The organism is Calidifontibacillus oryziterrae, from assembly GCF_000331575.1.
Classification (GTDB): Bacteria; Bacillota; Bacilli; order Bacillales; family Bacillaceae_J; genus Calidifontibacillus_A; species Calidifontibacillus_A oryziterrae.
The window spans coordinates 783776-808825 of record NZ_KB223527.1 but is presented as its reverse complement, the minus strand read 5'-3'; the positions used below and the strand labels follow the sequence as shown (position 1 = coordinate 808825).

General features: G+C 36.5%; 24 protein-coding genes. 20 read left to right on the top strand and 4 right to left on the bottom strand.

Annotated features, from left to right (window positions below; genetic code table 11):
- Positions 1 to 99 precede the first annotated feature (99 nt).
- Positions 100 to 927 (bottom strand): late competence protein ComER, encoded by an 828-nt coding sequence (comER, locus tag D612_RS0112665; protein WP_017755855.1) that lies wholly within the window; start codon positions 925 to 927, stop codon positions 100 to 102.
- A 127-nt stretch (positions 928 to 1054) separates the two neighbouring features.
- Between comER and D612_RS0112660 the strand changes: the two genes are divergently transcribed.
- From D612_RS0112660 to D612_RS0112650, 3 genes are all read left to right on the top strand, one after another.
- The gene (locus D612_RS0112660) at positions 1055 to 1684 is read left to right on the top strand and encodes a helix-hairpin-helix domain-containing protein (RefSeq protein WP_017755854.1); all 630 of its coding nucleotides are present in this window, start codon (positions 1055 to 1057) and stop codon (positions 1682 to 1684) included.
- Between the two features lie 81 nt (positions 1685 to 1765).
- Entirely contained in the window at positions 1766 to 2179 is a 414-nt protein-coding gene (locus D612_RS0112655) for a deoxycytidylate deaminase (protein ID WP_026092496.1), read from the top strand.
- A 39-nt stretch (positions 2180 to 2218) separates the two neighbouring features.
- On the top strand, positions 2219 to 4525 hold the full coding sequence (locus tag D612_RS0112650; protein WP_017755852.1) for a DNA internalization-related competence protein ComEC/Rec2: 2307 nt from the start codon (positions 2219 to 2221) through the stop codon (positions 4523 to 4525).
- Positions 4526 to 4603: 78 nt separating this feature from the next.
- Here D612_RS0112650 and D612_RS19090 read toward each other — a convergent pair whose 3' ends face one another.
- Positions 4604 to 4735, bottom strand: coding sequence for a YqzM family protein (locus D612_RS19090; RefSeq protein WP_017755851.1), 132 nt, complete (start codon positions 4733 to 4735; stop codon positions 4604 to 4606).
- 318 nt (positions 4736 to 5053) lie between these two features.
- Here D612_RS19090 and holA point away from each other — a divergent pair, with 318 nt between their 5' ends.
- Positions 5054 to 6094, top strand: a complete 1041-nt coding sequence (holA, locus tag D612_RS0112640; RefSeq protein ID WP_017755850.1) for a DNA polymerase III subunit delta — start codon at positions 5054 to 5056, stop codon at positions 6092 to 6094.
- 82 nt (positions 6095 to 6176) lie between these two features.
- Here the strand turns inward: holA and rpsT are convergent, their stop codons facing one another.
- Positions 6177 to 6443 carry a 30S ribosomal protein S20 gene (gene rpsT / locus D612_RS0112635; RefSeq protein ID WP_017755849.1) on the bottom strand — a complete coding sequence of 89 codons (267 nt, stop codon included), beginning with the start codon at positions 6441 to 6443 and terminating at the stop codon, positions 6177 to 6179.
- Between the two features lie 199 nt (positions 6444 to 6642).
- Between rpsT and gpr the strand changes: the two genes are divergently transcribed.
- The 13 genes from gpr (at position 6643) to deoC (ending at position 21775) form a co-directional block, all read left to right on the top strand.
- Complete coding sequence (gene gpr, locus D612_RS0112630) at positions 6643 to 7758, top strand: GPR endopeptidase (RefSeq protein ID WP_026092495.1); 1116 nt, start codon at positions 6643 to 6645, stop codon at positions 7756 to 7758.
- A 97-nt stretch (positions 7759 to 7855) separates the two neighbouring features.
- Complete coding sequence (spoIIP, locus tag D612_RS0112625) at positions 7856 to 9013, top strand: stage II sporulation protein P (RefSeq protein WP_017755847.1); 1158 nt, start codon at positions 7856 to 7858, stop codon at positions 9011 to 9013.
- Between the two features lie 18 nt (positions 9014 to 9031).
- Positions 9032 to 9394: a YqxA family protein gene (locus D612_RS0112620; protein WP_017755846.1), complete on the top strand. Its 363-nt coding sequence runs from the start codon at positions 9032 to 9034 to the stop codon at positions 9392 to 9394.
- Between the two features lie 231 nt (positions 9395 to 9625).
- On the top strand, positions 9626 to 11452 hold the full coding sequence (gene lepA / locus D612_RS0112615; protein WP_017755845.1) for a translation elongation factor 4: 1827 nt from the start codon (positions 9626 to 9628) through the stop codon (positions 11450 to 11452).
- Between the two features lie 141 nt (positions 11453 to 11593).
- Positions 11594 to 12733 carry a radical SAM family heme chaperone HemW gene (gene hemW / locus D612_RS0112610; RefSeq protein WP_026092494.1) on the top strand — a complete coding sequence of 380 codons (1140 nt, stop codon included), beginning with the start codon at positions 11594 to 11596 and terminating at the stop codon, positions 12731 to 12733.
- 97 nt (positions 12734 to 12830) lie between these two features.
- The gene (hrcA, locus tag D612_RS0112605; RefSeq protein ID WP_017755843.1) at positions 12831 to 13865 is read left to right on the top strand and encodes a heat-inducible transcriptional repressor HrcA; all 1035 of its coding nucleotides are present in this window, start codon (positions 12831 to 12833) and stop codon (positions 13863 to 13865) included.
- A 147-nt stretch (positions 13866 to 14012) separates the two neighbouring features.
- Positions 14013 to 14588: a nucleotide exchange factor GrpE gene (grpE, locus tag D612_RS0112600; RefSeq protein WP_026092493.1), complete on the top strand. Its 576-nt coding sequence runs from the start codon at positions 14013 to 14015 to the stop codon at positions 14586 to 14588.
- 44 nt (positions 14589 to 14632) lie between these two features.
- A complete protein-coding gene (dnaK, locus tag D612_RS0112595; RefSeq protein ID WP_017755841.1) occupies positions 14633 to 16468 on the top strand; it encodes a molecular chaperone DnaK in 1836 nt (611 codons plus the stop codon).
- Positions 16469 to 16638: 170 nt separating this feature from the next.
- Positions 16639 to 17757 carry a molecular chaperone DnaJ gene (dnaJ, locus tag D612_RS0112590; protein WP_017755840.1) on the top strand — a complete coding sequence of 373 codons (1119 nt, stop codon included), beginning with the start codon at positions 16639 to 16641 and terminating at the stop codon, positions 17755 to 17757.
- A gap of 196 nt (positions 17758 to 17953) precedes the next feature.
- Entirely contained in the window at positions 17954 to 18892 is a 939-nt protein-coding gene (prmA, locus tag D612_RS0112585; protein WP_017755839.1) for a 50S ribosomal protein L11 methyltransferase, read from the top strand.
- Positions 18893 to 18912: 20 nt separating this feature from the next.
- The gene (locus tag D612_RS0112580; protein WP_017755838.1) at positions 18913 to 19665 is read left to right on the top strand and encodes a 16S rRNA (uracil(1498)-N(3))-methyltransferase; all 753 of its coding nucleotides are present in this window, start codon (positions 18913 to 18915) and stop codon (positions 19663 to 19665) included.
- A 7-nt stretch (positions 19666 to 19672) separates the two neighbouring features.
- A complete protein-coding gene (gene mtaB, locus D612_RS0112575; protein ID WP_017755837.1) occupies positions 19673 to 21031 on the top strand; it encodes a tRNA (N(6)-L-threonylcarbamoyladenosine(37)-C(2))-methylthiotransferase MtaB in 1359 nt (452 codons plus the stop codon).
- A 72-nt stretch (positions 21032 to 21103) separates the two neighbouring features.
- Positions 21104 to 21775, top strand: a complete 672-nt coding sequence (deoC, locus tag D612_RS0112570; RefSeq protein ID WP_017755836.1) for a deoxyribose-phosphate aldolase — start codon at positions 21104 to 21106, stop codon at positions 21773 to 21775.
- 16 nt (positions 21776 to 21791) lie between these two features.
- Here the strand turns inward: deoC and D612_RS0112565 are convergent, their stop codons facing one another.
- On the bottom strand, positions 21792 to 22721 hold the full coding sequence (locus tag D612_RS0112565) for a Na/Pi symporter (protein WP_017755835.1): 930 nt from the start codon (positions 22719 to 22721) through the stop codon (positions 21792 to 21794).
- A 222-nt stretch (positions 22722 to 22943) separates the two neighbouring features.
- On the opposite strand from D612_RS0112565, the gene rpsU reads away from it, so the two are divergent.
- From rpsU to D612_RS0112550, 3 genes are all read left to right on the top strand, one after another.
- Positions 22944 to 23117, top strand: a complete 174-nt coding sequence (gene rpsU, locus D612_RS0112560; RefSeq protein ID WP_017755834.1) for a 30S ribosomal protein S21 — start codon at positions 22944 to 22946, stop codon at positions 23115 to 23117.
- A 15-nt stretch (positions 23118 to 23132) separates the two neighbouring features.
- Complete coding sequence (locus D612_RS0112555) at positions 23133 to 23576, top strand: GatB/YqeY domain-containing protein (RefSeq protein WP_017755833.1); 444 nt, start codon at positions 23133 to 23135, stop codon at positions 23574 to 23576.
- Between the two features lie 128 nt (positions 23577 to 23704).
- Positions 23705 to 25042, top strand: a complete 1338-nt coding sequence (locus tag D612_RS0112550) for an NfeD family protein (protein ID WP_017755832.1) — start codon at positions 23705 to 23707, stop codon at positions 25040 to 25042.
- Positions 25043 to 25050 lie beyond the last annotated feature (8 nt).

The following is a 25050-nucleotide window of genomic DNA, read 5'->3' as shown; positions in this document are numbered from 1 at the left end:
GGTACAATTCTATAATAGGGGAAAAAGTTAAAACCGAGAGAGATTGAACTTTCTCGGTTTTTTTGATAAATTGCAGGAATATTGAATTCCGATAACGAATTAATTAATTATTCCAAACTGCTCCGAGATTTTTTTCTTTTCATCAAAAAACTTGGCATGTGTTGCTTGAATAACATGATGAAACATTTGTCCCACTTCGGCTTCGAGTACTTTAATTCCTTCACCAGTAATTCCGCCTTTTACACATACTTTTTCTTGCAATGTTTCTAATGTGTAAACTTCCTGTTCAATCAATTGTCCCATTCCTATCAACATTTTGGTAGCTAGTAAGCTTGCTTGCTCTTCTGGAATTTGTGTTTCATTAACCGCTGCTTCAATAAATCTTCGTAGTAAAAATGTAAAAAATGCTGGTCCGCAACTTGTAATATCTGAAGCAACTCTTGTAAATTCTTCCTCAATCACAACGGGTGCTGAAATTTTCTCCATTAATTGTATGATCGTCTTTTGATGATGATACTTACAGCTTTCCCCAAAAGTAAGCAATGAAGTTCCACTTAAAACACGATTATTAATACTAGGTATGACTCGAGCAACGGAACAAGGTACAACTGATTCGAGTTGTTTTACACTGATTGGACTGGTGATCGAAATAATACATTGCTCCTTTCTTATTGTAGTATGACATTGTTGAAGAAGCGAGTATATGTCGACTGGTTTCACGCAAATGAAAATGAAATCGCAATGGTTGATTACATCTTCTACTGAATTCATAACTTGAATGTTAGGATACACACATTTTATATGTTCAGCTTTAGCTTTTGAACGATTTATTATAAATAACTGTTGTTCTGTAACTGCAGATGATATGAGAAATGCATCAATTAGGATTTTGCCCATGTTTCCAGTTCCAACAATACCGATATTCAATGCTCTTTCCCCCCCTAAACAAAACAGGTTCCTTTATCTATATCTATGATGGCATTGAAAAAATATGCACAAACTTGATGTAGCTACTACTGTATACATTAAACTTTGTAAAAGGAGATTATATGGTATGGAAATAAAATCACTACTTACCAAATATTTGAAGCCAATACTCATAGTATTGGCAGCGATCATTTTATTCACTGTTTTTACTACACAAAACGATATCCATTCTGATGAAGATTCTAGTACAGAGATACTAGATTTCACTGAATCATTATCATCTGAATTACAAATAACTGAGCAGACGGATAGTAATGGTGATTTGCCTGAATTGTATATTATCGTTGATGTAAAGGGGGCAGTTTTGCAACCTAATGTTTATGAATTGCTAGAAGGAAGTAGGGTGTTGGATGCAATAAATATGGCTGGGGGATTTGCTGCAGACGCTGATCAGACTAAAATAAATTTAGCAGCTCGCCTTCAAGATGAGATGGTCATCTATGTACCGAAAATTGGCGAAAATATAGATGTTAAAGTAAATCTTAATGGTCAAAATGATCATAATAAAATAAATATTAATACCGCTACAGTTGAGGAATTACAACGTTTGCAAGGTATTGGGCCGTCCAAAGCAGAAAGTATTATTACATACCGAGAAGAACACGGAAGATTTCAAACAATAAATGATTTATTAAATGTTTCCGGTATAGGTGAAAAGTCATTGGAAAAGATTGTAGATGAAATTACTGTACGGTAGAAGACTTGTAGAAATATATTGACGATTATCTAAAAAAATAGCTACACTTACTTTATATTAATTGAAAAGAGGTTATTTATGATGCCTAGAAAAAATTGGGACAAATACTTTCTAGATATTGCCCGCGAAGTGGCGACCCGTTCTACTTGTCCACGGTTAAGTGTTGGATGTGTAATTGTAAAGGAAAAGCATATTATTTCTACTGGTTATAATGGCTCTATTCACGGGCATGATCATTGTGAGGATGTAGGTTGTTTGATTAATGAACAAGGTAGGTGTATCCGTACAATTCACGCTGAAGTAAATGCGGTACTACATGCAGAGAGAGATGACTTAAAAGGGGCTACTGCATACGTGACACATGAACCTTGTGAAAATTGTGCAAAAACACTTGCACAATCAGGAATAAAGAAAATTGTTTTTGAAAATGCTTATGAAAATAAATGGAATCAATATTTCTTAAAAGATATAGAAGTAATTCGAATTAAAGATTAAAAACTGATGAAATAATTTTAAAATAGAGAGGTGGCCTACTTGAAAGGGAATTGGTTTTATGTTGCCTTAGCTGCTCTACTAGGGACTTTGGCTGCCTTTTTTCAATCTATAATCGTTGGTTTAGCCATAGTTTTTAGTTACTTTATTTGGCTGATTACTAAAAGAATAGATCCCAAGGTCTTGATTGTATGTACTCTTGTATTCGTTTTATTTAGTTTAAACTTCAAATTTGTTGATGACAAAAACAATTCCACTTTAACTGTAAATGATAAGCATTTTAGCGGAGTTATAACTTCGATCCCCCAATTTGATGGCAATCAAATGTCTTTTTTTTATCAGCTTCCCACGAAAGAAAAACTCCAAGTATTTTATCAAATCAAAAATGAAGAAGAGCTTCAATCTTTGCATAGTTTACACATTGGTATGAGCTGTAGGTTTACTGGTCATTTAAATGAACCTAGGACGGCAAGAAATTTTTATGCTTTTGATTATAAACAGTATTTATTTCACAAGCATATTCACTGGACTCTTACCCCGAATCGTATTTTACCTTCCCAATGCTCCGCGGTGGAATCCAACCATTATTTATTGCAAAAATGGCGTTCAAACCAACTATCCTTTATAAAGGAAAATTTTCCGGAAAAAACAGTAGGCATTGTTCAAGCATTGATTTTTGGAGAAAGGGATGAAATTAGTTTAATCGTACTAGACCACTTTCAGAAATTTGGAATCATTCACCTGCTAGCAATTTCCGGTCTACATGTTGGGCTTGTCGTAGCAGCAAGCTATTATGTGTTAATTCGTATTGGGGTTACTAGAGAGGATAGTTTTAATATCCTATTACTATCACTACCATTATATATTGTGATTACGGGTGCCGCACCCTCTGTTGTAAGGGCATGTTTAATGACATTGCTATTTCTTCTATCTCTAAAATTCAAAGCTAAAATCAGCCCACTAGATGCATTAAGTCTGGCATTTCTAATAATGATTGCAATAAATCCTTATTATATATTTGAAATAGGCTTCCAATTATCTTTCTTAGTTAGCTTTGCTCTCATTGTATCGGCTGCATTCATTTTCTCTTTGTATGAAAGTCGAATCCAACAACTATTGGCAGTTACAATGGTTGCTCAATTAGTTTCTGTCCCGTTATTACTATATTACTTTTACGAAATTTCCCTTCTAAGCTTGCCGCTAAACATTATTTTTGTGCCCTTTATCTCTCTGATTATATTACCGCTCTCATTTATCGCATATTTTGCTTATATTTTATTTGAACCAATCGGTGTAATCATCACAATGGCGCTAGCTGTTATTTTAGATGCATCCTATTTTTTCCTCGAAGTTGTAGATAACTATGTACCTCTTACGTTGCGATTTGGGAAACCTAGAGTTTGGCTATTAGCATTATATTACGGAGTAATCATTTTTTTTCTTTTAGGATGGGAAAAACATAAGCGGATTTCCAAACTCAAAAGAGAAATTCTATTGTTGTTATTTCTTTTTCTATATCATTGGTGGTCACCACACATGTCAAGTAATGGCTTACTAACAATGATTGATGTTGGTCAAGGAGACTCTATTTTAATAGAGTTGCCTTATCGGAAAGGCGTTTATTTAATTGACACTGGTGGGAGAACTTCCTTTGAACAACAAGATTGGGAAAAACAAGAAAAAAGCTTTGATATTGGCGAGGATATTGTGACTCCATATTTAAAAGCAAGAGGAATTCGCACGATAAATAAACTCGTATTAACACATGGTGATGCCGATCATATCGGTGGGGCCAGGAGCGTCATCAATTATGTGAAAGTTAATGAAGTAGTGATTGGTCTTGGTGAGATCGATAATGAGGAAAAACAGCTATACAAGTATTTTAAGGACCAAAATATTCCAATTACCCAGGTGAAAAATGGGAATGGGTGGGCGATCGAAAATTATCAGTTTTATGTGCTTAGTCCCTATGGAGATGAGAAGTCGAAAAATAATCGTTCTGTTGTTATTTATACAATATTAGGTGGTTATAAATGGTTATTTACAGGTGACCTTGAAGAAAAAGGAGAGTCCAGATTATTGACGCAATTTCCAAATCTAACAGTTGATGTATTAAAAGTAGGTCATCACGGTAGTAAAACGTCAAGTTCAAAATCATTCATTGAACGGTTAAGTCCTAAATATGCATTATTATCAGTAGGTGAATCGAATCGTTTTGGGCATCCGCACTCCGAAATAATAAATTTGTTAAAAGGGCAACATACTCAGATTTTACGAACAGATAAGCACGGTGCAATTTGTTTTACATTTAACGAAAATCAAGGAACGTTTACAAGGAAGCTACCATAGGATACAGTATAATACTATTGATTATTAGATTAGCAAAGAAAAAAAGACTGCTTTGTTGCAGTCCCCTTTCCCAATGTGTTAGCCTAACACACTAATTACAGTTGCGATAATAAAAATTGTTGCAAAAAATCCAAAAGAAACGATAAAGCCAACACCGGAATCAACGGCATCATTACGTTTGCTTTGTACATTTTTTTCAAATTCGTTCATTTGAATCCCCTCCTATATGCCATTTTAGTATAAGCTAATCCAAAAAAAAAATCTACATGTTAACTAAAAGTCATTATTGTTTTTCCTCAGCTGACAAGAGTTGTCACATATACTTCGATTATTATCGTGCATCATAAGAATACAACGTTACAATCGTTAAAGATTGAGTATCCCGGGGCTCAAGCTTTAACGTTTATCATAAAGGGAGGACTGTATTTTCAGTCTTCCCCATTATTCATTCCACCTCACATAAATCGCTTGTCAAAATGATGAGAACCGTCTAGCATAGAATTAACGGATTTCTTGAGGTGAAAAGTTATGACAATAAATGAATTACATAAAAAAATTAAAAAAAACGAAATAGCTCCACTATATTTATTATATGGAACAGAAGAATATTTAATTAATGAAACTTTAGATTTAATAGTAGATACAGTTATCCCTGAAGATGAAAGAGAGTTTAATGTATCTGTCTTTGATTTAAACGAAGTGCCGTTAGAGGTTGCACTAGAAGATGCCGAAACACTTCCGTTTATTGGTGAAAAACGGGTTGTCATTATAAAGGAGCCAATTTTTTTGACCGCGCAAAAGGATAAAAATAAAATTGAACATAATTTAAAAAAACTAGAAAATTATATAATTAATCCCTCTCCAGATTCAGTTGTAATTTTTGTTGCTCGTTATGAAAAGTTAGATGAACGAAAAAAGATTGTGAAGCTTATAAAAACTCATGGTGATGTTCTTTTTGCAACGAGTATGGATGAGAAAATGTTGGTAACCTGGATTAAAAGTAGGGTGAAAAATGGACAAAAACAAATTAAGGATGAAGCAGCACAACTTCTTTTAAGAATTGTTGGGACCAAGCTAATGCTATTAGCAAATGAAATCGATAAAATGATCTTATACATTGGAGATGATGAATTAATTGATGAAGAGGTAATAAAAGTCATAGTACCGAGGACCCTTGAAGAAAATATATTTGCACTTATTGATATGATTGTTACTCGAAGACAAGCAGAAGCATTCACAATTTTGAATGATTTAATTGAACAAAAAGAGGAACCAATTAAGATTTTATCATTGCTTTCTGGACAGTTTCGATTGATTTATCAAGTAAAAGAATTGTCTAAACGAGGATATGGGCAAAGTCAAGCTGCGACATTTATAAAAGTACACCCATTTAGAGTAAAGCGTGCACTAGAGCAAGGTAAACAATTTAGCGAGCAGGAGCTAGTAAGGATCATTGCTGATTTGGCTGAGGCAGATTATAAAATGAAAACCGGTAAAATGGATAAAAAGCTTTTGCTAGAGTTATTTATTCTTGGACTTAATAATGAAAATAAAAAAGAAGCGTTTTAATCACGCTTCTTTTTGTTTTTAAGAAAGGACATCGACTCCGCTAATGAAAACGGAAGGCCCGTGTCCTTCTAATATGTGTGAATTAAGCATTCAATGCATTTAATTTTTTTGCTAAACGTGATTTTTGGCGAGCTGCAGCATTTTTATGAATAAGACCTTTGCGAGCTGCTTTATCAAGCTTTTTAGCAGCTGTGATATAGGCACTCTTAGCATTTTCTACATCATTATTAACAACAAGTGTCTCTACTTTTTTAACTGATGTACGCATATCAGATTTTACAGACATATTTTGAGCACGACGACCTTCGTTAACTTTTACTCGTTTAATAGCTGATTTAATATTTGGCATTTCTTTCACCTCCTGATAAGCCGATAAGGCTTTACATAGAACAAACAATATTTTACCAAAGTGCTTGTTGTATTGCAATAGCTTCTATTGGATTTTACATCTATTTGATTTTTAAGTCATGCATGTTTATTTCTTAAACGGATATGCTAAATTTTAACAGTATTTCCGATTTACTAGGAGGGATCAGTAAATGAACGAGATGAACAAATCTTTAGATTTATCCAAATATAATGTACGAACTGATTTGGCAATTGAAGCACATGAAATGATGGTAACTGAGCAAACCGAAAGGAAACAAAAGAAATCTACAGTAGAAGGTGTGATAATAAAAGAAAAATTGGTGGGGAATATAAAAGTCATTGAAGTTGAAATTACAGAAGCTGGTACAAAAGGGTTAGGGAAGAAACCCGGGAAGTATTTAACTCTTGAGGTTCAAGGAATCCGTCAACAAGATACTGACCTTCAGGAAGAAGTAGAAAAGGTATTCGCTAAGGAATTTACTTCATTCATGAAACAAATTGGAATAAAAGATGAACATAGCTGTCTTGTTGTTGGACTTGGAAATTGGAATGTTACCCCTGATGCCTTAGGGCCGATTGCAGTCGAAAATTTATTAATAACGAAGCATTTGTTTGATTTACAGCCTGAAACGGTAGAAGAAGGCTTCCGTTCTGTCAGTGCAATTGCTCCAGGTGTTATGGGGATTACGGGTATTGAAACAAGCGATATCATACACGGTGTGATTGAGAAGACGAAACCAGACTTTGTCATCGCTATCGATGCATTGGCGGCTAGGTCACTAGAACGTGTAAACTCAACGATCCAAATTTCTGATACTGGTATTCATCCGGGTTCTGGCGTAGGGAATAAGCGAAAGGAATTGAGTAAAGACACGCTAGGAATTCCTGTGATAGCAATCGGTATTCCCACAGTTGTCGATGCAGTCTCGATTACAAGTGATACGATCGATTTTATTCTTAAGCATTTCGGTCGTGAGTTAAAGGAAGGGGATCGGCCAAGCCGATCATTAGTACCGGCAGGATTATCATTTGGGAAAACAAAGACTTTAACGGAGCAAGATTTACCTAGTGAAGATCAACGCCGTTCTTTTTTAGGTATGATAGGAACACTTGCAGATGAAGAAAAGCGAAAACTAATTCATGAAGTCCTCTCTCCTCTTGGTCATAATTTAATGGTTACACCTAAAGAAGTTGATGTTTTTATTGAAGATATGGCAAATGTTATTGCTGCCGGGCTAAATGCCGCACTTCACTATGAAGTCGATCAAGATAATTACGGTGCATATACTCACTAATAATATATTGGTTTCACGTCTATATCTATTCTATTGTTCTATTTCTCAAAGCTAGGGCATAAAAGATAATAGACTAGCTTTGAGAGGGTGAGTAGTTTTGAAAAACTTAATAGTCTCATTTAATAGTCATTCGTTAATAAAGCCTATTATTTTATTGCCAATTGCAATAATGGTGGTATTTATCATAACAGGGATACTAACGGCATTAAAGCCAGAATTCAGAATCTCGTCATCTTCTATCAACCAGTGGGCTAACAGACTCGACGGAGCTGCTTTTGCGCAAATACTAGGATTTGAAAATCAGTATTTTACACAATCAATTGATGAATCTGAGAGACAGCCTATCAAAATTAGTACACTTGTTTTTGAACTTGCAACAAGTATAAACCCAGATGACCCGCGAAGCTTGCTAGGAAGAGAACTACCTGGTTTTTCTCTTTTTGATGGTGAAATCATTGTAGCAGGTGAAGGAACAAATTATACAAATATGCCATATGAATCCTCACCGCCAATGGAAGTACTTCTTCAGGAACGAGAAGCATCGATTGAAAGCTTGGAAGAATTGAATAAGGACGATCCTGTCGCTCCGCCGGTATTAACAACAAAGGGAAGAAAGGTTGTATATATTTATGCTACGCATTCGCGTGAATCATATTTACCGCATTTGCCACCAGGGACGAAAGATAACGAAGCATATCACCATGAGGTTAATGTAACAAAAGTTGCTGAAAAGCTTGGACAAGAATTGGAAAATCGCGGGATTGGTGTTCAAGTTGAGCTAACAGATTTTACGAACAAATTGCAAGAGAAAGGGATTGATTACCATAGTTCATATGATGTTTCTCGACCTGCGATGAAGGATGCAATTGCGAACAATCGGGACTTGACCTACTTTCTTGATCTTCATCGTGATTCACAGCCCCGTGAATTTACTACAGTTAAAATTAATGGTGAAAATTATGCTAGGACTATGTTTGTCATAGGTGGGGAGCACGCGAAATATGAACAAAATTTAAAGCTAGCTACTGAATTCCATACGTTATTGGACGAAAAGTATCCTGGATTAAGTCGTGGCGTAACGAAGAAACAAGGAATTGGAACAAACGGAAAATTCAACCAAGATTTATCTGAAAATGCCATTTTGATTGAAATGGGTGGGATTGAAAACTCATTGGATGAAGTCTATCGTTCTGTCGAAGCAATTGCAGAGGTTTTTAGCGAATATTATTGGCAAGCTGAAAAAGTAAATGGGTAAACAATAGGAAGGGATAACATGAAAAGATTTGTAGTGAAATTTCTTTTTTTAGTCATTACTTTATTTTTTGGAGTACTTATAGGAATGCAGCAAGTAAATGAGGGGCTTCATCAAATGAAGGGGTTTGACGACCATACATTCGATAGTGCCTTTCAGTTAAAAAAAGATGATGCCGGTGAAGTTCAAGCGTCTATCCTTGGACGTGAGTTTTCCACTTTTGATATTGAACAAAAACAAAAGAAATTAGAAGAGATGAAGGCTTTTCATTTTTTTTCGCAATTAGGAAGCCATGCTGCAAGTTTTATTACTGAACTATTTCAACAACTTGTTAGGTTAATAATTGTTGCATTTGATAAATTGATTACTGTATTTGGGTTGTAATTTTTGCGATGATAAGGTTGACCAAGCAGTGCAAAACACTTGCAAATGTGGTCAACTTTTTTTGTTGAGAGTAGAGTGAATGCTGGTTTTTTCTAATCATTTTATGAACTTAGGAAATTTGAGCCGGAAATAATCCTAACACTGCACTAAGATTCATAATTGAAACCTATCTTTGTTATTGATATAATCAAGTTCAGTGAATTTTGCTCACGTAGTAGGAGTGGTTGTTGAATGAATAAAGAAACTAGGCAAGAGCGTCAGAAGAGAATCCGCAACTTTTCGATTATTGCCCATATAGATCATGGGAAATCAACGTTAGCAGATCGAATTTTGGAAAAAACGAGTGCGATTAGCCAGCGTGAAATGAAGGCGCAAATATTAGACGCAATGGATTTAGAACGAGAGCGCGGAATAACGATTAAGTTAAACGCAGTTCAATTATTATACAGGGCAAAGGATGGAAATGAATACATCTTACACTTAATAGACACTCCAGGACATGTAGACTTTACATATGAAGTTTCAAGAAGTCTAGCAGCTTGCGAGGGTGCTATTCTTGTTGTCGATGCTGCACAAGGAATTGAAGCACAAACATTAGCAAATGTATATTTAGCATTGGATAATGATTTAGAAATTTTACCTGTTATTAATAAAATCGATTTACCAAGTGCTGACCCAGAACGAGTTCGCCAAGAAGTGGAAGATGTAATCGGTCTTGATGCTTCAGAGGCTGTCCTTGCCTCAGCAAAAGCTGGAATCGGGATCGAGGAGATTTTAGAGCAAATCGTTGAAAAGATTCCAGCGCCTACTGGTAATCCCGAGGGTCCTTTGAAGGCTCTTATCTTCGACTCTTTATTTGATCCATACCGTGGTGTTGTTACTTATATTCGTATTGTTGATGGAACGGTTAAGGTTGGCGATAAGATTCGGATGATGGCTACAGGTAAAGAATTTGAAGTGAATGAAGTAGGTGTTTTTACACCGAAGCCTGTACCTCGTGAGGAACTTACTGTTGGTGATGTAGGTTTTTTAACTGCTTCGATAAAAAATGTCGGTGATACTAGAGTAGGGGATACAATTACTAGTGCAAACACCCCGGCTGTCGAACCGTTACCAGGATATCGAAAATTAAATCCGATGGTTTTTTGTGGATTGTATCCAATTGATTCAAAGGAATACAATGATTTACGTGAAGCACTTGAGAAATTAGAATTAAATGATTCGTCACTACAATTTGAAGCGGAAACATCTCAAGCTCTTGGGTTTGGATTCAGATGCGGATTTTTAGGGCTTTTACACATGGAAATTATCCAAGAGAGAATAGAGAGAGAGTTTGGGATTGATCTAATAACGACTGCGCCTAGTGTTATTTATAAGGTTACTATGACAGATGGGACAGAGTTAACGATTGAAAATCCATCAAATATGCCTGACCCACAAAGTATCGAAGCAATCTACGAACCATATGTAAAAGCAGCAATTATGGTGCCAAATGATTATGTCGGGGCCGTTATGGAGTTATGCCAAAACAAGCGTGGTAATTTTATCGATATGCAATATCTTGATGAAAACAGGGTCAACATCACATATGAATTGCCTTTGTCAGAAATTGTTTATGACTTTTTTGATATTTTAAAATCAAGTACAAAGGGTTATGCTTCCTTTGACTATGAATTAATAGGATATAAGCAATCAAAACTAGTTAAAATGGATATTTTATTAAATGGTGAACAGGTCGATGCATTATCGTTTATAGTTCATCGTGACTTTGCTTATGACCGGGGTAAAGTAATTGTTGAAAAGCTAAAGGAACTAATTCCTAGACAGCAATTTGAGGTACCGGTCCAAGCAGCTATTGGAACCAAAATTGTTGCTCGTTCGACAATTAAAGCGATGAGAAAAAATGTGTTAGCCAAATGCTACGGAGGCGATATTTCCCGGAAAAGGAAGTTATTAGAAAAGCAAAAAGAAGGGAAAAAGCGAATGAAGCAGGTTGGATCAGTAGAAGTGCCACAAGAGGCCTTTATGGCAGTATTAAGAATGGATGATAACAAATAAAAAGCGGAAGCACCTTTGTTAGCCCCGACAGATATTTTATCCGAGGGGCTTAGGTGTCTGAGCTGGATTATGAAAAGAAGCTGCACAAAAGTATTAATTGCGAACTTTTGGACAGCTTTTTTGATAGAGAGAAGTGAGGGAATGTTAGAGTCTGTTTATATCCATATTCCGTTTTGTGAACATATTTGCCATTATTGTGATTTTAACAAGTTTTATATCAAAAGCCAGCCGGTAGATGACTATTTATTAGCGTTGGATCAAGAAATGACGAATGTATTTTTAAAGTATCCGCCACGAACAATAAAGTCGATATTTGTTGGTGGGGGGACGCCAACATCCCTCTCAGAACAACAACTTGAACAATTATTACAAAGTATTCAAAATCATACTGCGCGATATACTAATGGCGAACTAGAATTTACGTTTGAATCGAATCCAAGTGAATTATCTCCTCGAAAATTACAAATTCTTAAGAATGCAGGTGTGAATCGACTCAGTATTGGCGTTCAAGCATTTGATGATGATTTACTTGAGAAAATTGGTAGAACACATCGTGGTAATGATGCAATGCATTCAATTTATTTAGCAAAGCAAGTTGGTTTCCAAAACGTAAATGTGGACTTAATTTACAGTTTGCCGGGGCAGACTATCGATCGTTTTAAAGCCACACTAAAACAAGCATTTTCATTAAATATTCAGCATTTTTCCTGCTACTCATTACAAGTTGAACCTAAAACGGTATTTTACAATTTGATGCGTAAAGGACAGCTTGATTTACCAACTGTAGACGTTGAGGCAACGATGTATGATATTCTTCTAGATGAGATGGCCATACACGGATATCAACAATATGAAGTAAGTAACTTTGCAAAACCCGGATATGAAAGCCGCCATAATTTAACGTATTGGAATAATAGTGAATATTATGGAATTGGTGCAGGCGCCCATAGTTATATTGCTGGAATTCGGCGAGCGAATGCAGGTCCTTTAAATAAGTATTTGTCATTGATCCAACAATCAGGATTTGCTTTTATAGAGGAACAAGTTTTATCCATCCAAGAAAAGATGGAAGAAGAAGTTTTTCTAGGGTTAAGGAAAACAGCAGGAGTTTCCAAACAACAGTTTAAAGAGAAGTTTAATAAGGATCTATCATCAGTTTTTAAAGAGGAAATTGCGGAGCAGGTGAAGCGGGGATTAATAGAGGATACGGTTGACTTTATTAGACTTACACGAAAGGGTTTGTTTTTGGGGAACGAAGTTTTCCAAGCTTTTATAAAATGATCGAGCAAGCTTATTGACAATATAGGCTAGTTTTTGGTACTTTATATTATAGAATTAGCACTCGATAGACATGAGTGCTAACAGGGGTGATACTTCTATGTTAACGGAACGTCAGCTTTTAGTATTGCAAGTGATAATTGATGATTTTATTCGCTCTGCACAAGCTGTTGGTTCTAGGACAATTGCAAAAAAAGAAGATATTTCATTTAGTCCAGCAACCATTCGGAATGATATGGCGGATTTGGAAGAGATGGGTTTTATTGAGAAAACACATACATCTTCTGGAAGAATACCATCAGAAAAGGGCTATCGATTTTATGTTGATCATCTTTTATCACCATCAATTCTAAGAAAAGAAGAGTTAGAAACAATACGATCTCTTTTTGATGCGAGAATCTATGAGCTTGAAAATGTCGCAAAGAAGTCTGCACAGCTTTTATCAGAGTTTACAAATTATACGACGATTGTATTAGGACCTGAGCATCTTGAAACAAGGCTAAAGCAATTACAAATGATTCCACTTACACGTGAAAGTGTAGTTGCCATAATCGTTACGGATACAGGGCATGTGGAGCATCGAACAATGTCATTGCCAGAGGGCTTGGATCCATCCGAACTGGAGAAACTCGTAAACATATTGAATGAAAAGTTAAAAGGATGCCCGCTAATTGAGCTACAGGGTAAAATTCATAAAGAACTTTCCGGTGTATTGAAAACTCATTTAAGTGATTATGAAAAGGTTTTTGAACTAATAAGGCGGACATTTGGTCCAAATACTTCTGAAAAAGTGTTTTATGGTGGGAAAACAAATATGTTTACGCAGCCGGAGTTTAATGATATTCAAAAGATACGCTCCCTGCTATCGCTTATTGAACAAGAAAGTGTAATTTATAATTTGTTTAAATCGAAATCAGCTGGGATAACGGTCAAAATTGGCCAAGAAAATCAGCTTGAGGAAATGCAAAACTGTAGTGTAATAACCGCAACCTATTCAATAGGAAATGAGCCGATGGGATCAATTGCGATTATCGGGCCAACGAGAATGGAATATTCGCGGGTAATTACATTGCTGAATATCTTTTCGCAGGATTTAACGAAGGTGTTAACTTCTTTGTATCAAAACAAATCGTAATGGTCATATTGTTAAGGACAAAGATTAATAGATACGAGGTGGAATGGGTTCTAGTCCCTCACCTTTACCAAAAAGGGCTTGTAGGAGGCGAACATAGTGGTCAATGAAAGCTATTCGCAGAAAGAAAAAGAAGTAGACGAGGAAAATATGGAGATTCAACAAAATGAACAAGCAGTTGAAGAGGAAGCCACCTTTCAAAATGCTAACGAAACGGGTAATGAAGAAGATGCTACAGAAAATGGTGATCATCAAAACGTTTCCGAGGAGCAATTACAAATTCAACAATTACAAAAGGAATTATCTGAAAAACAAGATCGGTTATTACGTTTACAGGCAGATTTTGAAAACTATCGACGCCGTGTCCGGTTAGATGAGGAAGCACAAGCTAAATACCGTGCCCAAAGTTTAATAGAGAATATTTTGCCTGCTCTTGACAATTTTGAAAGAGCTTTAAGTTTGAATACAGAATCACAAAATGAGGCTACAGCTCAATTGCTCAAGGGAATGGAAATGATTTACAGGCAATTAATAGATGCCTTACAAACCGAAGGCCTTGAATTGATAGAAGCAATTGGAAAGGAATTTGATCCAACTGTTCATCAAGCAGTTATGCAGGTAGAAGATGAAAATTATGGTCCTAATATTGTAGTGGATGAACTGCAAAAGGGCTACAAGCTAAAGGATCGTGTTATCCGACCTACAATGGTCAAAGTTAATCAATAGAATGAATAAATAGAAGTCATTGAAGAAATTGAGGAGGATTTTTTATGAGTAAAATTATAGGTATTGATTTAGGTACAACAAACTCTTGTGTATCAGTAATGGAAGGTGGAGAACCAAAGGTTATTCCAAACCCTGAAGGAAACCGTACTACTCCTTCAGTAGTAGCATTTAAAAATGGTGAACGTCAAGTAGGTGAAGTAGCGAAACGCCAGTCAATTACAAACCCTAATACAATACAATCCATTAAGCGTCATATGGGTACGGATCATAAGGTTGAAGCAGAGGGCAAGCAATATACTCCACAGGAAGTTTCTGCGATTATTTTGCAGCATTTAAAGTCTTACGCAGAGGAATATTTAGGAGAAACGGTAACGAAAGCTGTCATTACAGTACCAGCTTACTTTAATGATGCTGAGCGTCAAGCTACGAAGGATGCAGGTAGAATTGCCGGTTTAGAAGTAGAGAGGATTATTAATGAGCCTACAGCGGCAGCGCTTGCATATGGACTTGATAAAGGTGATGAAAATCAAACGATTTTAGTATATGACTTAGGTGGAGGAACGTTTGACGTTTCGATTTTGGAGCTTGGTGACGGTATTTTTGAAGTAAAATCTACTGCAGGTGACAATCGTCTTGGTGGCGATGATTTTGACCAAGTTATTATAGATTATTTAGTCACTGAATTTAAGAAGGAAAATGGCATTGACCTTTCTCAGGATAAGATGGCTTTACAGCGTTTAAAGGATGCTGCTGAAAAAGCAAAAAAAGATTTATCAGGTGTAACGTCAACACAAATTTCTTTACCGTTTATAACAGCAGGAGCAGCAGGACCATTACATCTTGAAATGACGTTATCTCGCGCGAAATTTGATGAGTTATCAGCTCATTTAGTCGATAAAACAATGGGTCCGGTTCGCCAGGCAATAAGTGACGCTGGTGTTTCTAAGAGTGAAATAGATAAAGTAATTTTAGTTGGTGGGTCTACACGTATTCCTGCAGTAGTAGAAGCTATTAAGAAAGAAGTCGGGAAAGACCCACATAAAGGTGTAAACCCTGATGAAGTAGTTGCATTAGGGGCGGCGATACAAGGTGGGGTATTAACTGGTGATGTAAAGGACGTTGTTTTACTGGATGTAACACCGTTATCATTAGGTATCGAAACAATGGGTGGCGTATTTACTAAGCTTATTGAGCGAAACACTACCATTCCAACAAGTAAGTCACAAATATTCTCAACTGCCGCTGATAATCAAACAGCAGTTGATATCCATGTTCTTCAAGGAGAGCGTCCGATGGCTGCAGATAACAAGACATTAGGTCGTTTCCAATTAACAGATATTCCACCAGCTCCAAGGGGAATTCCGCAAATCGAAGTATCGTTTGATATCGATGCAAACGGGATTGTAAATGTACGCGCTGTTGATAAAGGAACTGGTAAGGAACAATCGATTACAATTCAATCATCTACAACTTTATCTGATGAAGAAATCGATCGTATGGTAAAAGAAGCTGAGCAAAATGCGGAGGTAGACAAAAAACGCAAGGAAGAAGCTGAGCTTCGTAATGAAGCTGATCAACTAGTGTTTACGACTGATAAAACATTGAAGGACCTCGGTGATAAAGTAGATGAAGCCGATAAGAAAAAAGCCGAGGATGCCAAAGAGGCATTAAAACAAGCAATTGAAAAAAATGATTTAAATGAAATTCGCACCAAAAAGGATGCGTTACAAGAGGTTGTTCAACAGCTTTCCGTAAAGCTTTATGAACAAGCTGCGCAGGAAGCTCAAGCAAACCAAGCAGATGCTTCAAGCGCTGCAGGCCAGGACGATAATGTAGTTGATGCCGAGTTTACAGAAGTAAATGAAGACGATAAGAAATAATAACTCATTGTTAAATATGGTCAAAGTCAGGCCTGTCTTGGCTTTGACCTTTTTATTTCTGTTATCATAGATTATTTGTGAAAGTCATAAATCATGGCTCTAAAGTTGCGTATAATGGCTGTGGAATGATAATATATACGTTATGTGAAACAAGCGGGAGTGGATATGAAATGAGTAAACGAGACTATTACGAGATACTCGGAGTTGCAAAAGGCGCCACAAAAGATGAAATTAAAAAAGCATATCGGCAGCTTGCAAGAAAATATCACCCAGACGTAAATAAAGAAGCGGATGCTACTGAAAAATTTAAAGAAATTACTGAAGCCTATGAGGTTCTTAGTGATGATACGAAGCGTGCCCAATATGATCAATTTGGTCATGCAGGTCCTACCCAAGGTGGCTTCGGTGGTTTTGATGGTGCTGATTTTGGTGGTTTTGGCGATATTTTCGATATGTTTTTCGGTGGCGGTGGATCTCGAAGACGCGATCCAAATGCGCCTAGGCAAGGTGCGGACTTGCAATATACGATGACATTGGATTTTAAAGACGCAGCTTTTGGTAAAGAAACAGATATCGAAATTCCAAAGGAAGTAGAATGTGATACATGTCACGGCAGCGGTGCAAAGCCTGGGACAAAGCCAGAAACTTGTTCGCATTGTCATGGATCAGGGCAACTAAATGTTGAACAAAATACACCATTTGGTCGGATTGTAAATCGCCGTGTATGTAATTATTGTAATGGAACAGGGAAAATGATTAAAAATAAATGTACGACATGTGGTGGCTCTGGGAAAGTTAAAAAACGAAAAAAAATTCATGTTAAGATACCAGCTGGAGTTGATGAGGGCCAACAGTTACGTGTATCTGGGCAAGGGGAACCTGGTGTGAATGGTGGACCACCAGGAGATTTGTTTATTGTTTTTCATATTAAACAACATGAATTTTTTGAACGCGATGGTGATGATATTTATTGCGAAATGCCAATCACGTTTTCACAAGCCGCTCTTGGTGATGAAATAGAGGTACCAACGTTACACGGTAAAGTAAAATTAAAAGTACCTGCTGGAACGCAAACTGGTACAAATTTCAGGTTACGAGGAAAAGGTGTGCCGAATGTAAGAGGCTATGGTCAAGGTGACCAGCATGTTAAAATTCGTGTTATTACACCTACCAGCTTAAATGCACGTCAAAAGGAACTACTTAGAGAATTTGCCGAAATAAGCGGCAATGATGTAACTGAACAGGATGATAGCTTTTTTGCGAAGGTAAAGCGTGCGTTTAAAGGATAAGTCCATTAATTGTAGATGTTGATTCTTTAACAAAGAAGTCAAAACCGCAAGACTCCTGTGGAATAACGATTAATCGAGACCCTGCAGCGAGGATTTAGCGTAGCGGCACAGTTGAAGTCCGCGGTCAGCTAACGGTTTTGACTCATTTATTTTTAGGTTGTTTACTATAATTTATATAAAGTGAGTGTTTAAACATATGAAATGGATGGAAATTACGATTCACTCTACACAAGAGGCAGTAGAACCGATTTCTGCTATTCTCCATGACGAAGGTGCAAGCGGAGTTGTTATTGAAGATCCAGCGGAATTAAGTAAAGAACGGGAAAATGTATATGGTGAAATTTATTCATTAAATCCAGCTGACTACCCTAAAGAAGGGGTCTTGATTAAAGCTTACTTACCGGCGAATAATTTATTTCAACAAGCACTTCATGTAATAAAAAATAAGATCAATACTTTACGGGAGTATGATATTGACATTGGTCATAATATCATAAATGTAAATGAAGTACACGAAGAAGAATGGGCAAATGCATGGAAGAAATATTACCACCCTGTCAAGATTTCTGAAAAAATTACTATTGTCCCAACATGGGAAGAGTATGAGCCAATTAGTGATGATGAAATTATGATAGAGCTAGATCCTGGTATGGCATTTGGTACGGGAACCCACCCTACTACAGTACTATGTATTCAAGCTCTAGAAAAAGTAGTAAAACAAGAGGATCACGTTATCGATGTAGGGACAGGTTCTGGCGTTTTAAGCATAGCGTCTGCTAAATTAGGTGCTGGGCATGTAGATGCTTATGACTTAGATGAAGTATCAGTGAATAGTGCTTTGATGAACGTGAAGCTTAATAAAGTTGATGAAATTGTTACGGTTAAACAAAACAATTTGTTAGATAATGTCGTAGGACAAGTAGATATTATCGTTGCAAATATATTAGCAGAGATCATTCTTTTATTCATTGATGCTGCAGCAAATAACCTTAAAAAAGGTGGGTTATTTATTACTTCTGGGATTATTAAAAATAAAAAAGATATCGTACTTGAAGAAATAAAGAAAGCAGGCTTTGACATAATTGAAACGAAGCAATTGGATGACTGGGTCGTAATTGTAGGTAGATTTGTATAAAAGCAAGAGGGTGATTGTTCATGCAAAGATATTTTGTCAATATCGATCAGATCGTTGATGCTAAAGTTATAATTGGCAAAGAGGATGCCCATCATATTTTACATGTCATGAGGATGAAGCAGGGAGATCAAATAATTTGCTGTACTGAAAATGGACAAGTAGCTGTAGGGAAAATCCAAGAAATAACTGATGACTTTGTTTCTGTCACTATAGTAGAATGGATGGATGAGAACCGAGAGTTACCTGTTCTTGTGACGATAGCTCAAGGGTTGCCAAAAGGGGATAAATTAGAATATATTGTTCAAAAAGGAACAGAGCTAGGTGCAAATGAATTTCTGCCTTTTTTTGCATCGCGCTCAATTGTAAAGTGGGATGAAAAAAAAGGTAGAAAAAAGGTAGAACGACTTGCGAAAATTGCTAAGGAAGCAGCAGAGCAATCATACCGGAACAAAATTCCGAAAATAAATCTGCCGGTTAAATTTAGTGAAATTATTAAGGAAAGTAACAATTTTACCCATAAGATTGTAGCCTTTGAGGAGGATGCAAAGCGTGGGGAAATGAGAAATTTATCAATGACTCTTCGTGAGCTAAAGCAAGGTGACTCTTTATTAGTAGTAATTGGACCTGAAGGTGGCTTAACCGATCAAGAAGTGTCAGCTTTACGAGAAAATGGTTTTATTTCTTGCAGTTTTGGTCCGAGAATTTTAAGAACCGAAACAGCCCCTTTATATATACTAGCAGCTGTTTCCTATCATACTGAATTGTTGGGGTGATTAATGTATGCCTTCAGTGGCCTTTTATACATTAGGATGTAAAGTAAATCATTATGAAACAGAAGCAATTTGGCAGCTTTTTCATGATGCTGGCTATGAGCGAGTTGATTTTGAAAAAATTGCGGATGTATATGTGATCAATACTTGTACGGTTACAAATACAGGAGATAAGAAAAGTCGACAAATTATAAGAAGAGCAATCCGAAAAAACCCAGATGCTGTAGTGTGTGTAACTGGTTGTTATGCCCAAACTTCACCTGCTGAAGTATTGGACATTCCTGGAGTCGATATCGTGGTCGGTACACAAGACCGCAAAAAGCTTCTTGAATATATTGAACAATTTAATCTGGAACGGCTTCCGATTAATGGTGTAGGGAATATTATGAAAGCAAAGATCTTTGAAGAGTTGGATGTTCCGTCATTTACAGACCGAACTCGTGCTTCTTTGAAGATTCAAGAGGGATGTAACAATTTTTGTACGTTTTGTATAATTCCATGGGCTAGAGGCTTATTACGGTCACGTAAACCGGAGGATGTTATATTACAAGCACAACAATTAGTTAATGCTGGATATAAGGAAATTGTGCTAACAGGTATTCATACTGGTGGTTATGGTGAAGATATGAAGGATTACAGCTTTGCAAAGCTGTTACGAGATCTTGATGAAAAGGTTAGCGGGCTAAAACGAATTCGGATTTCATCGATTGAAGCAAGTCAGATTACGGATGAGGTCATTGAAGTGATTGATCGATCTGAAAAAATTGTCCGCCATATCCATATTCCATTGCAATCTGGTTCTAACACCGTTTTAAAGAGAATGCGTCGTAAATATACAACTGAATTTTTTGTAGAGCGTCTCAATCGTTTGAAGGAAGCATTACCAGGACTTGCGATAACTTCTGATGTTATTGTTGGCTTTCCAGGTGAAACAGAAGAGGAATTTATGGAAACCTATAATTTAATCCGTGATAACAAATTCTCAGAACTCCACGTTTTCCCCTATTCAAAGCGTACAGGCACACCTGCCGCTCGAATGGAAGACCAAGTGGAAGAAGAGACAAAAAACGAAAGAGTTCATCGCCTGATCGAACTATCGGATCAATTAGCTAAAGAATATGCTTCAAATTACGAAGGTGATGTCCTTGAAGTAATTCCTGAAGAAAAGTTTACAGAGGACGATACTGCTAACAATTTATTTGTTGGTTATACAGATAACTATTTGAAAGTCGTATTCCCTGGTAGTGAGGATATGATTGGACAAATTGTAAAAGTAAAAATTACAAAGGCAGGGTACCCTTATAATATGGGGGAATTTGTTCGCATTGTTGATGATAATGTAAAAAATGAAGTGAAGTTAAGTTCATAGCAAAGTAGGCATGTGGTGTTCATGATGGATCGGAAGAACTCCCTATGCCTGTTTTAGAAAGGATGGAAATTAATGTCAATAAATATTGCGAATATGATTGATCATACAGCATTAAAAGCAGATACTCGGAAGGATCAAATTGAAAAATTATGTGAGGAAGCAAAACAATACGGGTTTTATTCTGTTTGTGTAAACCCATATTGGGTTGAAACTGCAGCAAACCTACTAAAAGGCTCAGATGTTAAAGTGTGTACAGTTATTGGGTTTCCTTTAGGGGCAACGACATCAGAAACAAAAGCATTTGAAACAACCGACGCAATATCTAAAGGGGCAACAGAGGTAGATATGGTAATAAACATCGGAGCATTGAAGGATAAAAAAGATGAAGTAGTTGAAAATGACATCCGCGCTGTAGTTGATTCAGCACGTGGGAAAGCACTTGTAAAAGTGATTATCGAAACTAGCTTGTTAACAAACGAGGAGAAGGTACGAGCTTGTCAATTAGCTGTTAAAGCTGGGGCTAATTATGTTAAAACATCGACTGGATTTTCAACTGGTGGTGCTACTGCTTTCGACATTCAGTTGATGCGCGAAACTGTAGGTCCGACAATTGGGGTAAAGGCATCTGGTGGTGTTCGGGATCGTCAAACAGCCCTTACCCTTATAGAAGCCGGAGCTACTAGAATTGGTGCAAGCTCTGGAATTGCAATTGTAAATGATGAACAATCTGATAGTAGTTATTAATGTTCTGTATATTCAATCACGCAGTTTTACCGTGAATACGGACGATAAATGCTGCTAATAATCCAGCAAGTGGCAAAGCAATAATTGAAGATAGTAAATTGAAAATTAGACTTACATGGGCAAGCTGTACGTCTGGTAATGAAGTCAATGCCTCCGCAAATTTTCCGAGAAATGATATAAATGGGAAGAATAATGTAACGCCTAAAATGTTAAGCCAAATATGTGCATATGCTGCAAGCTTGGCTTCTTTATTAGCACCAATACTTGCGATAAAGGCGGTTATGCATGTACCGATATTAGCTCCAAATATAATGGCAATTCCAGAGGGAAGAGTTACTAAATTCTCACTCATAAATCCCATAATAATCCCTGTTGTAGCCGTACTTGATTGAATAATTGCTGTTAAGAGTGTACCAAGGCCAATACCGATTAAACCATTTTCATTGGCGAGTGCAATTGAGGTGTGGACAACAGGTATGGTCATTAATGGATCAGCTAAGTTTTCAAAACCATTCATCGCAACGAATAGACATCCTAATCCAAATAGCATAGCACCACTGCTAAAAGACACTAAATGATTTGTTAATAGTAAAATTGCTCCAATGATTAATAATGGAAAAATTGAATAAAATAAATCAAACGTTAAGAATTCTGCTGTAAGGGTTGTGCCGATATTTGTTCCAAGAATTATCCCAATCGATTGTTTGAAAGATAATAATCCAGCCGCAATAAAGCCTATTGTAATAACCATAACAGCAGAACTACTTTGTAAAATTGCAGTTACAATCGTACCGATAAGCATCCCTTTAAAAGGTGTATTTGTCATTTTTAATAAAATTACCCGCAGTTTTTGGTGGGAGAGATTATAAAGGCCGATTCTCATAACAGTCATACCATATATAAAAATTGCTAAGAATACGGCAAATAATGTAATAATTTCAATCACCTTATCATCACCGTCCTCAACAAATTGTATGGACAAGGTGCTCTTAGCATGACTATTATCGTTCGACAAACACGACGATCTTCGTGGTATGCCTAGTATAATTATTTGCTTACTAGTTGAAAAAGCTCATTCCTTATTATATAATGGCAAAAGACATGTTTTTTCTATTATAAGTATAAGCATGTTTGGTGTTATTGGTTTTTCGGAGGGAGGGAAATAGTTATGTCAACGACTCGCGTTCGTAAAAATGAATCACTTGAGGATGCACTTCGTCGATTCAAAAGATCCGTTTCTAAAAATGGAACACTTTCTGAAGCAAGAAAGCGTGAATTTTATGAGAAACCTAGTGTAAGGCGTAAGAAAAAATCTGAGGCTGCTAGGAAGCGTAAGTATTAAGGAAGGGTGTTTTTTATGAGTCTTCTTACCCGTCTAAATGACGATATGAAGCAAGCGATGAAAGCTAAAGATAAAGATAAGCTTTCTGTTATTAGAATGGTGAAGTCTTCGATCCAAAATGAGGCAATCAAGCTTGGAAAAGACTTGACTGAAGAAGAAGAATTAACCGTTCTTAATCGTGAAGTAAAACAACGTAAAGATTCCCTCCTTGAGTTCGAAAATGCAGGTCGAAACGACTTAGCGGATAAACTTAAAGTAGAAATTGAAATTTTAATGAATTATATGCCAGAGCAGCTTTCTGAGGAACAGCTTGAAGAAATTGTTAAACAAACAATTTCCGAAGTGAACGCGTCATCAAAAGCTGATATGGGGAAGGTGATGGGAGCAATAATGCCTAAGGTTAAAGGTAAAGCCGACGGCTCAATTGTCAATCGCCTAGTTTTGAAACATCTATCATAATACTTTATGAGATAAACGACATCAATTTAATTGATGTCGTTTTTTAATGAAACCTTTTTAAATTATTTTACGTATTACATAATAGGAAATGAACAACTGATAAACTATATAAGAAGGGGGGATGAAAAGTGAAAAAAAGTGTTCATGGGTTGAAAAAAATTTCCAGTTTGCTTTTTTTATTTTTATTGCTATTTATTTTTAATTTTAATGTAAATTATTCCGGCGCAAAAAATGACCAAATTGTCTATTTTATCCCGGTTGAAGATACAGTCGAGCAAGGCTTAGCGTCGTTCATTGACCGCTCAATTGATGAGGCTGAGGAAATTGGTGCAAGTTATATTGTGTTTGAAATGAATACACCAGGTGGAGCAGTTGATGCTGCAGAAAAAATTGCGAAAAGGATGAGAGAAACAAAAATCCCGACGACTGCGTTTATTAATAATACTGCCAAATCAGCGGGTGCTTATTTAGCATTAAATGCCGATCAAATTGTAATGGTGCCACATTCAACAATGGGATCAGCGGCAATTATCGATCTGCAAGGAAACACAGCTGGGAAAAAAGCAGAATCTGCATGGTTTGCAGATATGAAATCATCAGCAGAGCTGAATAAACGGGATCCAAAATATGCATTAGCAATGGCTGACGAAAATATTGATTTACCTGAGTATGGAGCTGGAAAAGGGTCTTTATTAACACTAACTGCTGAGCAGGCTTTAGAAGTAGGCTATTGTGAGCAGATTTTAAGCACTCGTTCCGAGTTGTTAGAATACTTGGGATTATCTGGCGCAACGATAGAGCAAATGGATGTAAGCTTTGCGGAAAAGTTAGCTCGGTTTATTACAAATCCTTATGTCGTTCCAATTCTACTTTCTATTGGAAGCTTAGGATTAGTGATGGAGCTTTATAGCCCTGGTTTTGGGGTACCAGGCTTTATGGGTTTATCAGCTTTAATTTTATTTTTCTATGGACATATGGTTGCGGGGTTGGCTGGTATGGAATCGATTATATTACTTGTTATTGGTATAATATTAATTGTCCTCGAATTTTTTGTACCAGGAGGAATTATGGGGTTTATTGGTGTCGGATCAATCGTAACAAGTTTGTTATTGGCAACAGATAATATTGGGAATATGATTTTTTCAATATTAGTAGCATTATTAGTTACAATAATAGGGTCTGTCATATTGTTTAAATTTTTCGGTTATGAAAAAGGAATTTTTAAGAAGTTGATACTGTTCGATGCCACGAGTAGTGATAAAGGTTATGTTTCCAATACAAATCGCTCAGACTTAGTTGGGCTTGAGGGTATGACCTCTACTCCATTACGACCATCGGGAACCGCAATTTTTAATGAAGAGCGTATAGATGTTGTTACTGAAGGTGGTTTTATTGGAAAAGGGAAAAAAGTTAAAATTATAAAAACTGAGGGTTCAAGGATTGTTGTTAGAGAAATTAATGAATAAAAGGAGAA

What these genes read in the sequence shown, in the direction of transcription:
- D612_RS0112660 (WP_017755854.1), top strand. Translation starts at nt 1,055, where the DNA reads ATGGAAATAAAATCACTACTTACCAAATATTTGAAGCCAATACTCATA.
- D612_RS0112655 (WP_026092496.1), top strand. Translation starts at nt 1,766, where the DNA reads ATGCCTAGAAAAAATTGGGACAAATACTTTCTAGATATTGCCCGCGAA.
- D612_RS19090 (WP_017755851.1), bottom strand. Translation starts at nt 4,735, where the DNA reads ATGAACGAATTTGAAAAAAATGTACAAAGCAAACGTAATGATGCCGTT.
- holA (WP_017755850.1), top strand. Translation starts at nt 5,054, where the DNA reads ATGACAATAAATGAATTACATAAAAAAATTAAAAAAAACGAAATAGCT.
- rpsT (WP_017755849.1), bottom strand. Translation starts at nt 6,443, where the DNA reads ATGCCAAATATTAAATCAGCTATTAAACGAGTAAAAGTTAACGAAGGT.
- gpr (WP_026092495.1), top strand. Translation starts at nt 6,643, where the DNA reads ATGAACAAATCTTTAGATTTATCCAAATATAATGTACGAACTGATTTG.
- D612_RS0112620 (WP_017755846.1), top strand. Translation starts at nt 9,032, where the DNA reads ATGAAAAGATTTGTAGTGAAATTTCTTTTTTTAGTCATTACTTTATTT.
- lepA (WP_017755845.1), top strand. Translation starts at nt 9,626, where the DNA reads ATGAATAAAGAAACTAGGCAAGAGCGTCAGAAGAGAATCCGCAACTTT.
- hemW (WP_026092494.1), top strand. Translation starts at nt 11,594, where the DNA reads ATGTTAGAGTCTGTTTATATCCATATTCCGTTTTGTGAACATATTTGC.
- hrcA (WP_017755843.1), top strand. Translation starts at nt 12,831, where the DNA reads ATGTTAACGGAACGTCAGCTTTTAGTATTGCAAGTGATAATTGATGAT.
- grpE (WP_026092493.1), top strand. Translation starts at nt 14,013, where the DNA reads ATGGAGATTCAACAAAATGAACAAGCAGTTGAAGAGGAAGCCACCTTT.
- dnaK (WP_017755841.1), top strand. Translation starts at nt 14,633, where the DNA reads ATGAGTAAAATTATAGGTATTGATTTAGGTACAACAAACTCTTGTGTA.
- dnaJ (WP_017755840.1), top strand. Translation starts at nt 16,639, where the DNA reads ATGAGTAAACGAGACTATTACGAGATACTCGGAGTTGCAAAAGGCGCC.
- prmA (WP_017755839.1), top strand. Translation starts at nt 17,954, where the DNA reads ATGAAATGGATGGAAATTACGATTCACTCTACACAAGAGGCAGTAGAA.
- D612_RS0112580 (WP_017755838.1), top strand. Translation starts at nt 18,913, where the DNA reads ATGCAAAGATATTTTGTCAATATCGATCAGATCGTTGATGCTAAAGTT.
- mtaB (WP_017755837.1), top strand. Translation starts at nt 19,673, where the DNA reads ATGCCTTCAGTGGCCTTTTATACATTAGGATGTAAAGTAAATCATTAT.
- deoC (WP_017755836.1), top strand. Translation starts at nt 21,104, where the DNA reads ATGTCAATAAATATTGCGAATATGATTGATCATACAGCATTAAAAGCA.
- rpsU (WP_017755834.1), top strand. Translation starts at nt 22,944, where the DNA reads ATGTCAACGACTCGCGTTCGTAAAAATGAATCACTTGAGGATGCACTT.
- D612_RS0112555 (WP_017755833.1), top strand. Translation starts at nt 23,133, where the DNA reads ATGAGTCTTCTTACCCGTCTAAATGACGATATGAAGCAAGCGATGAAA.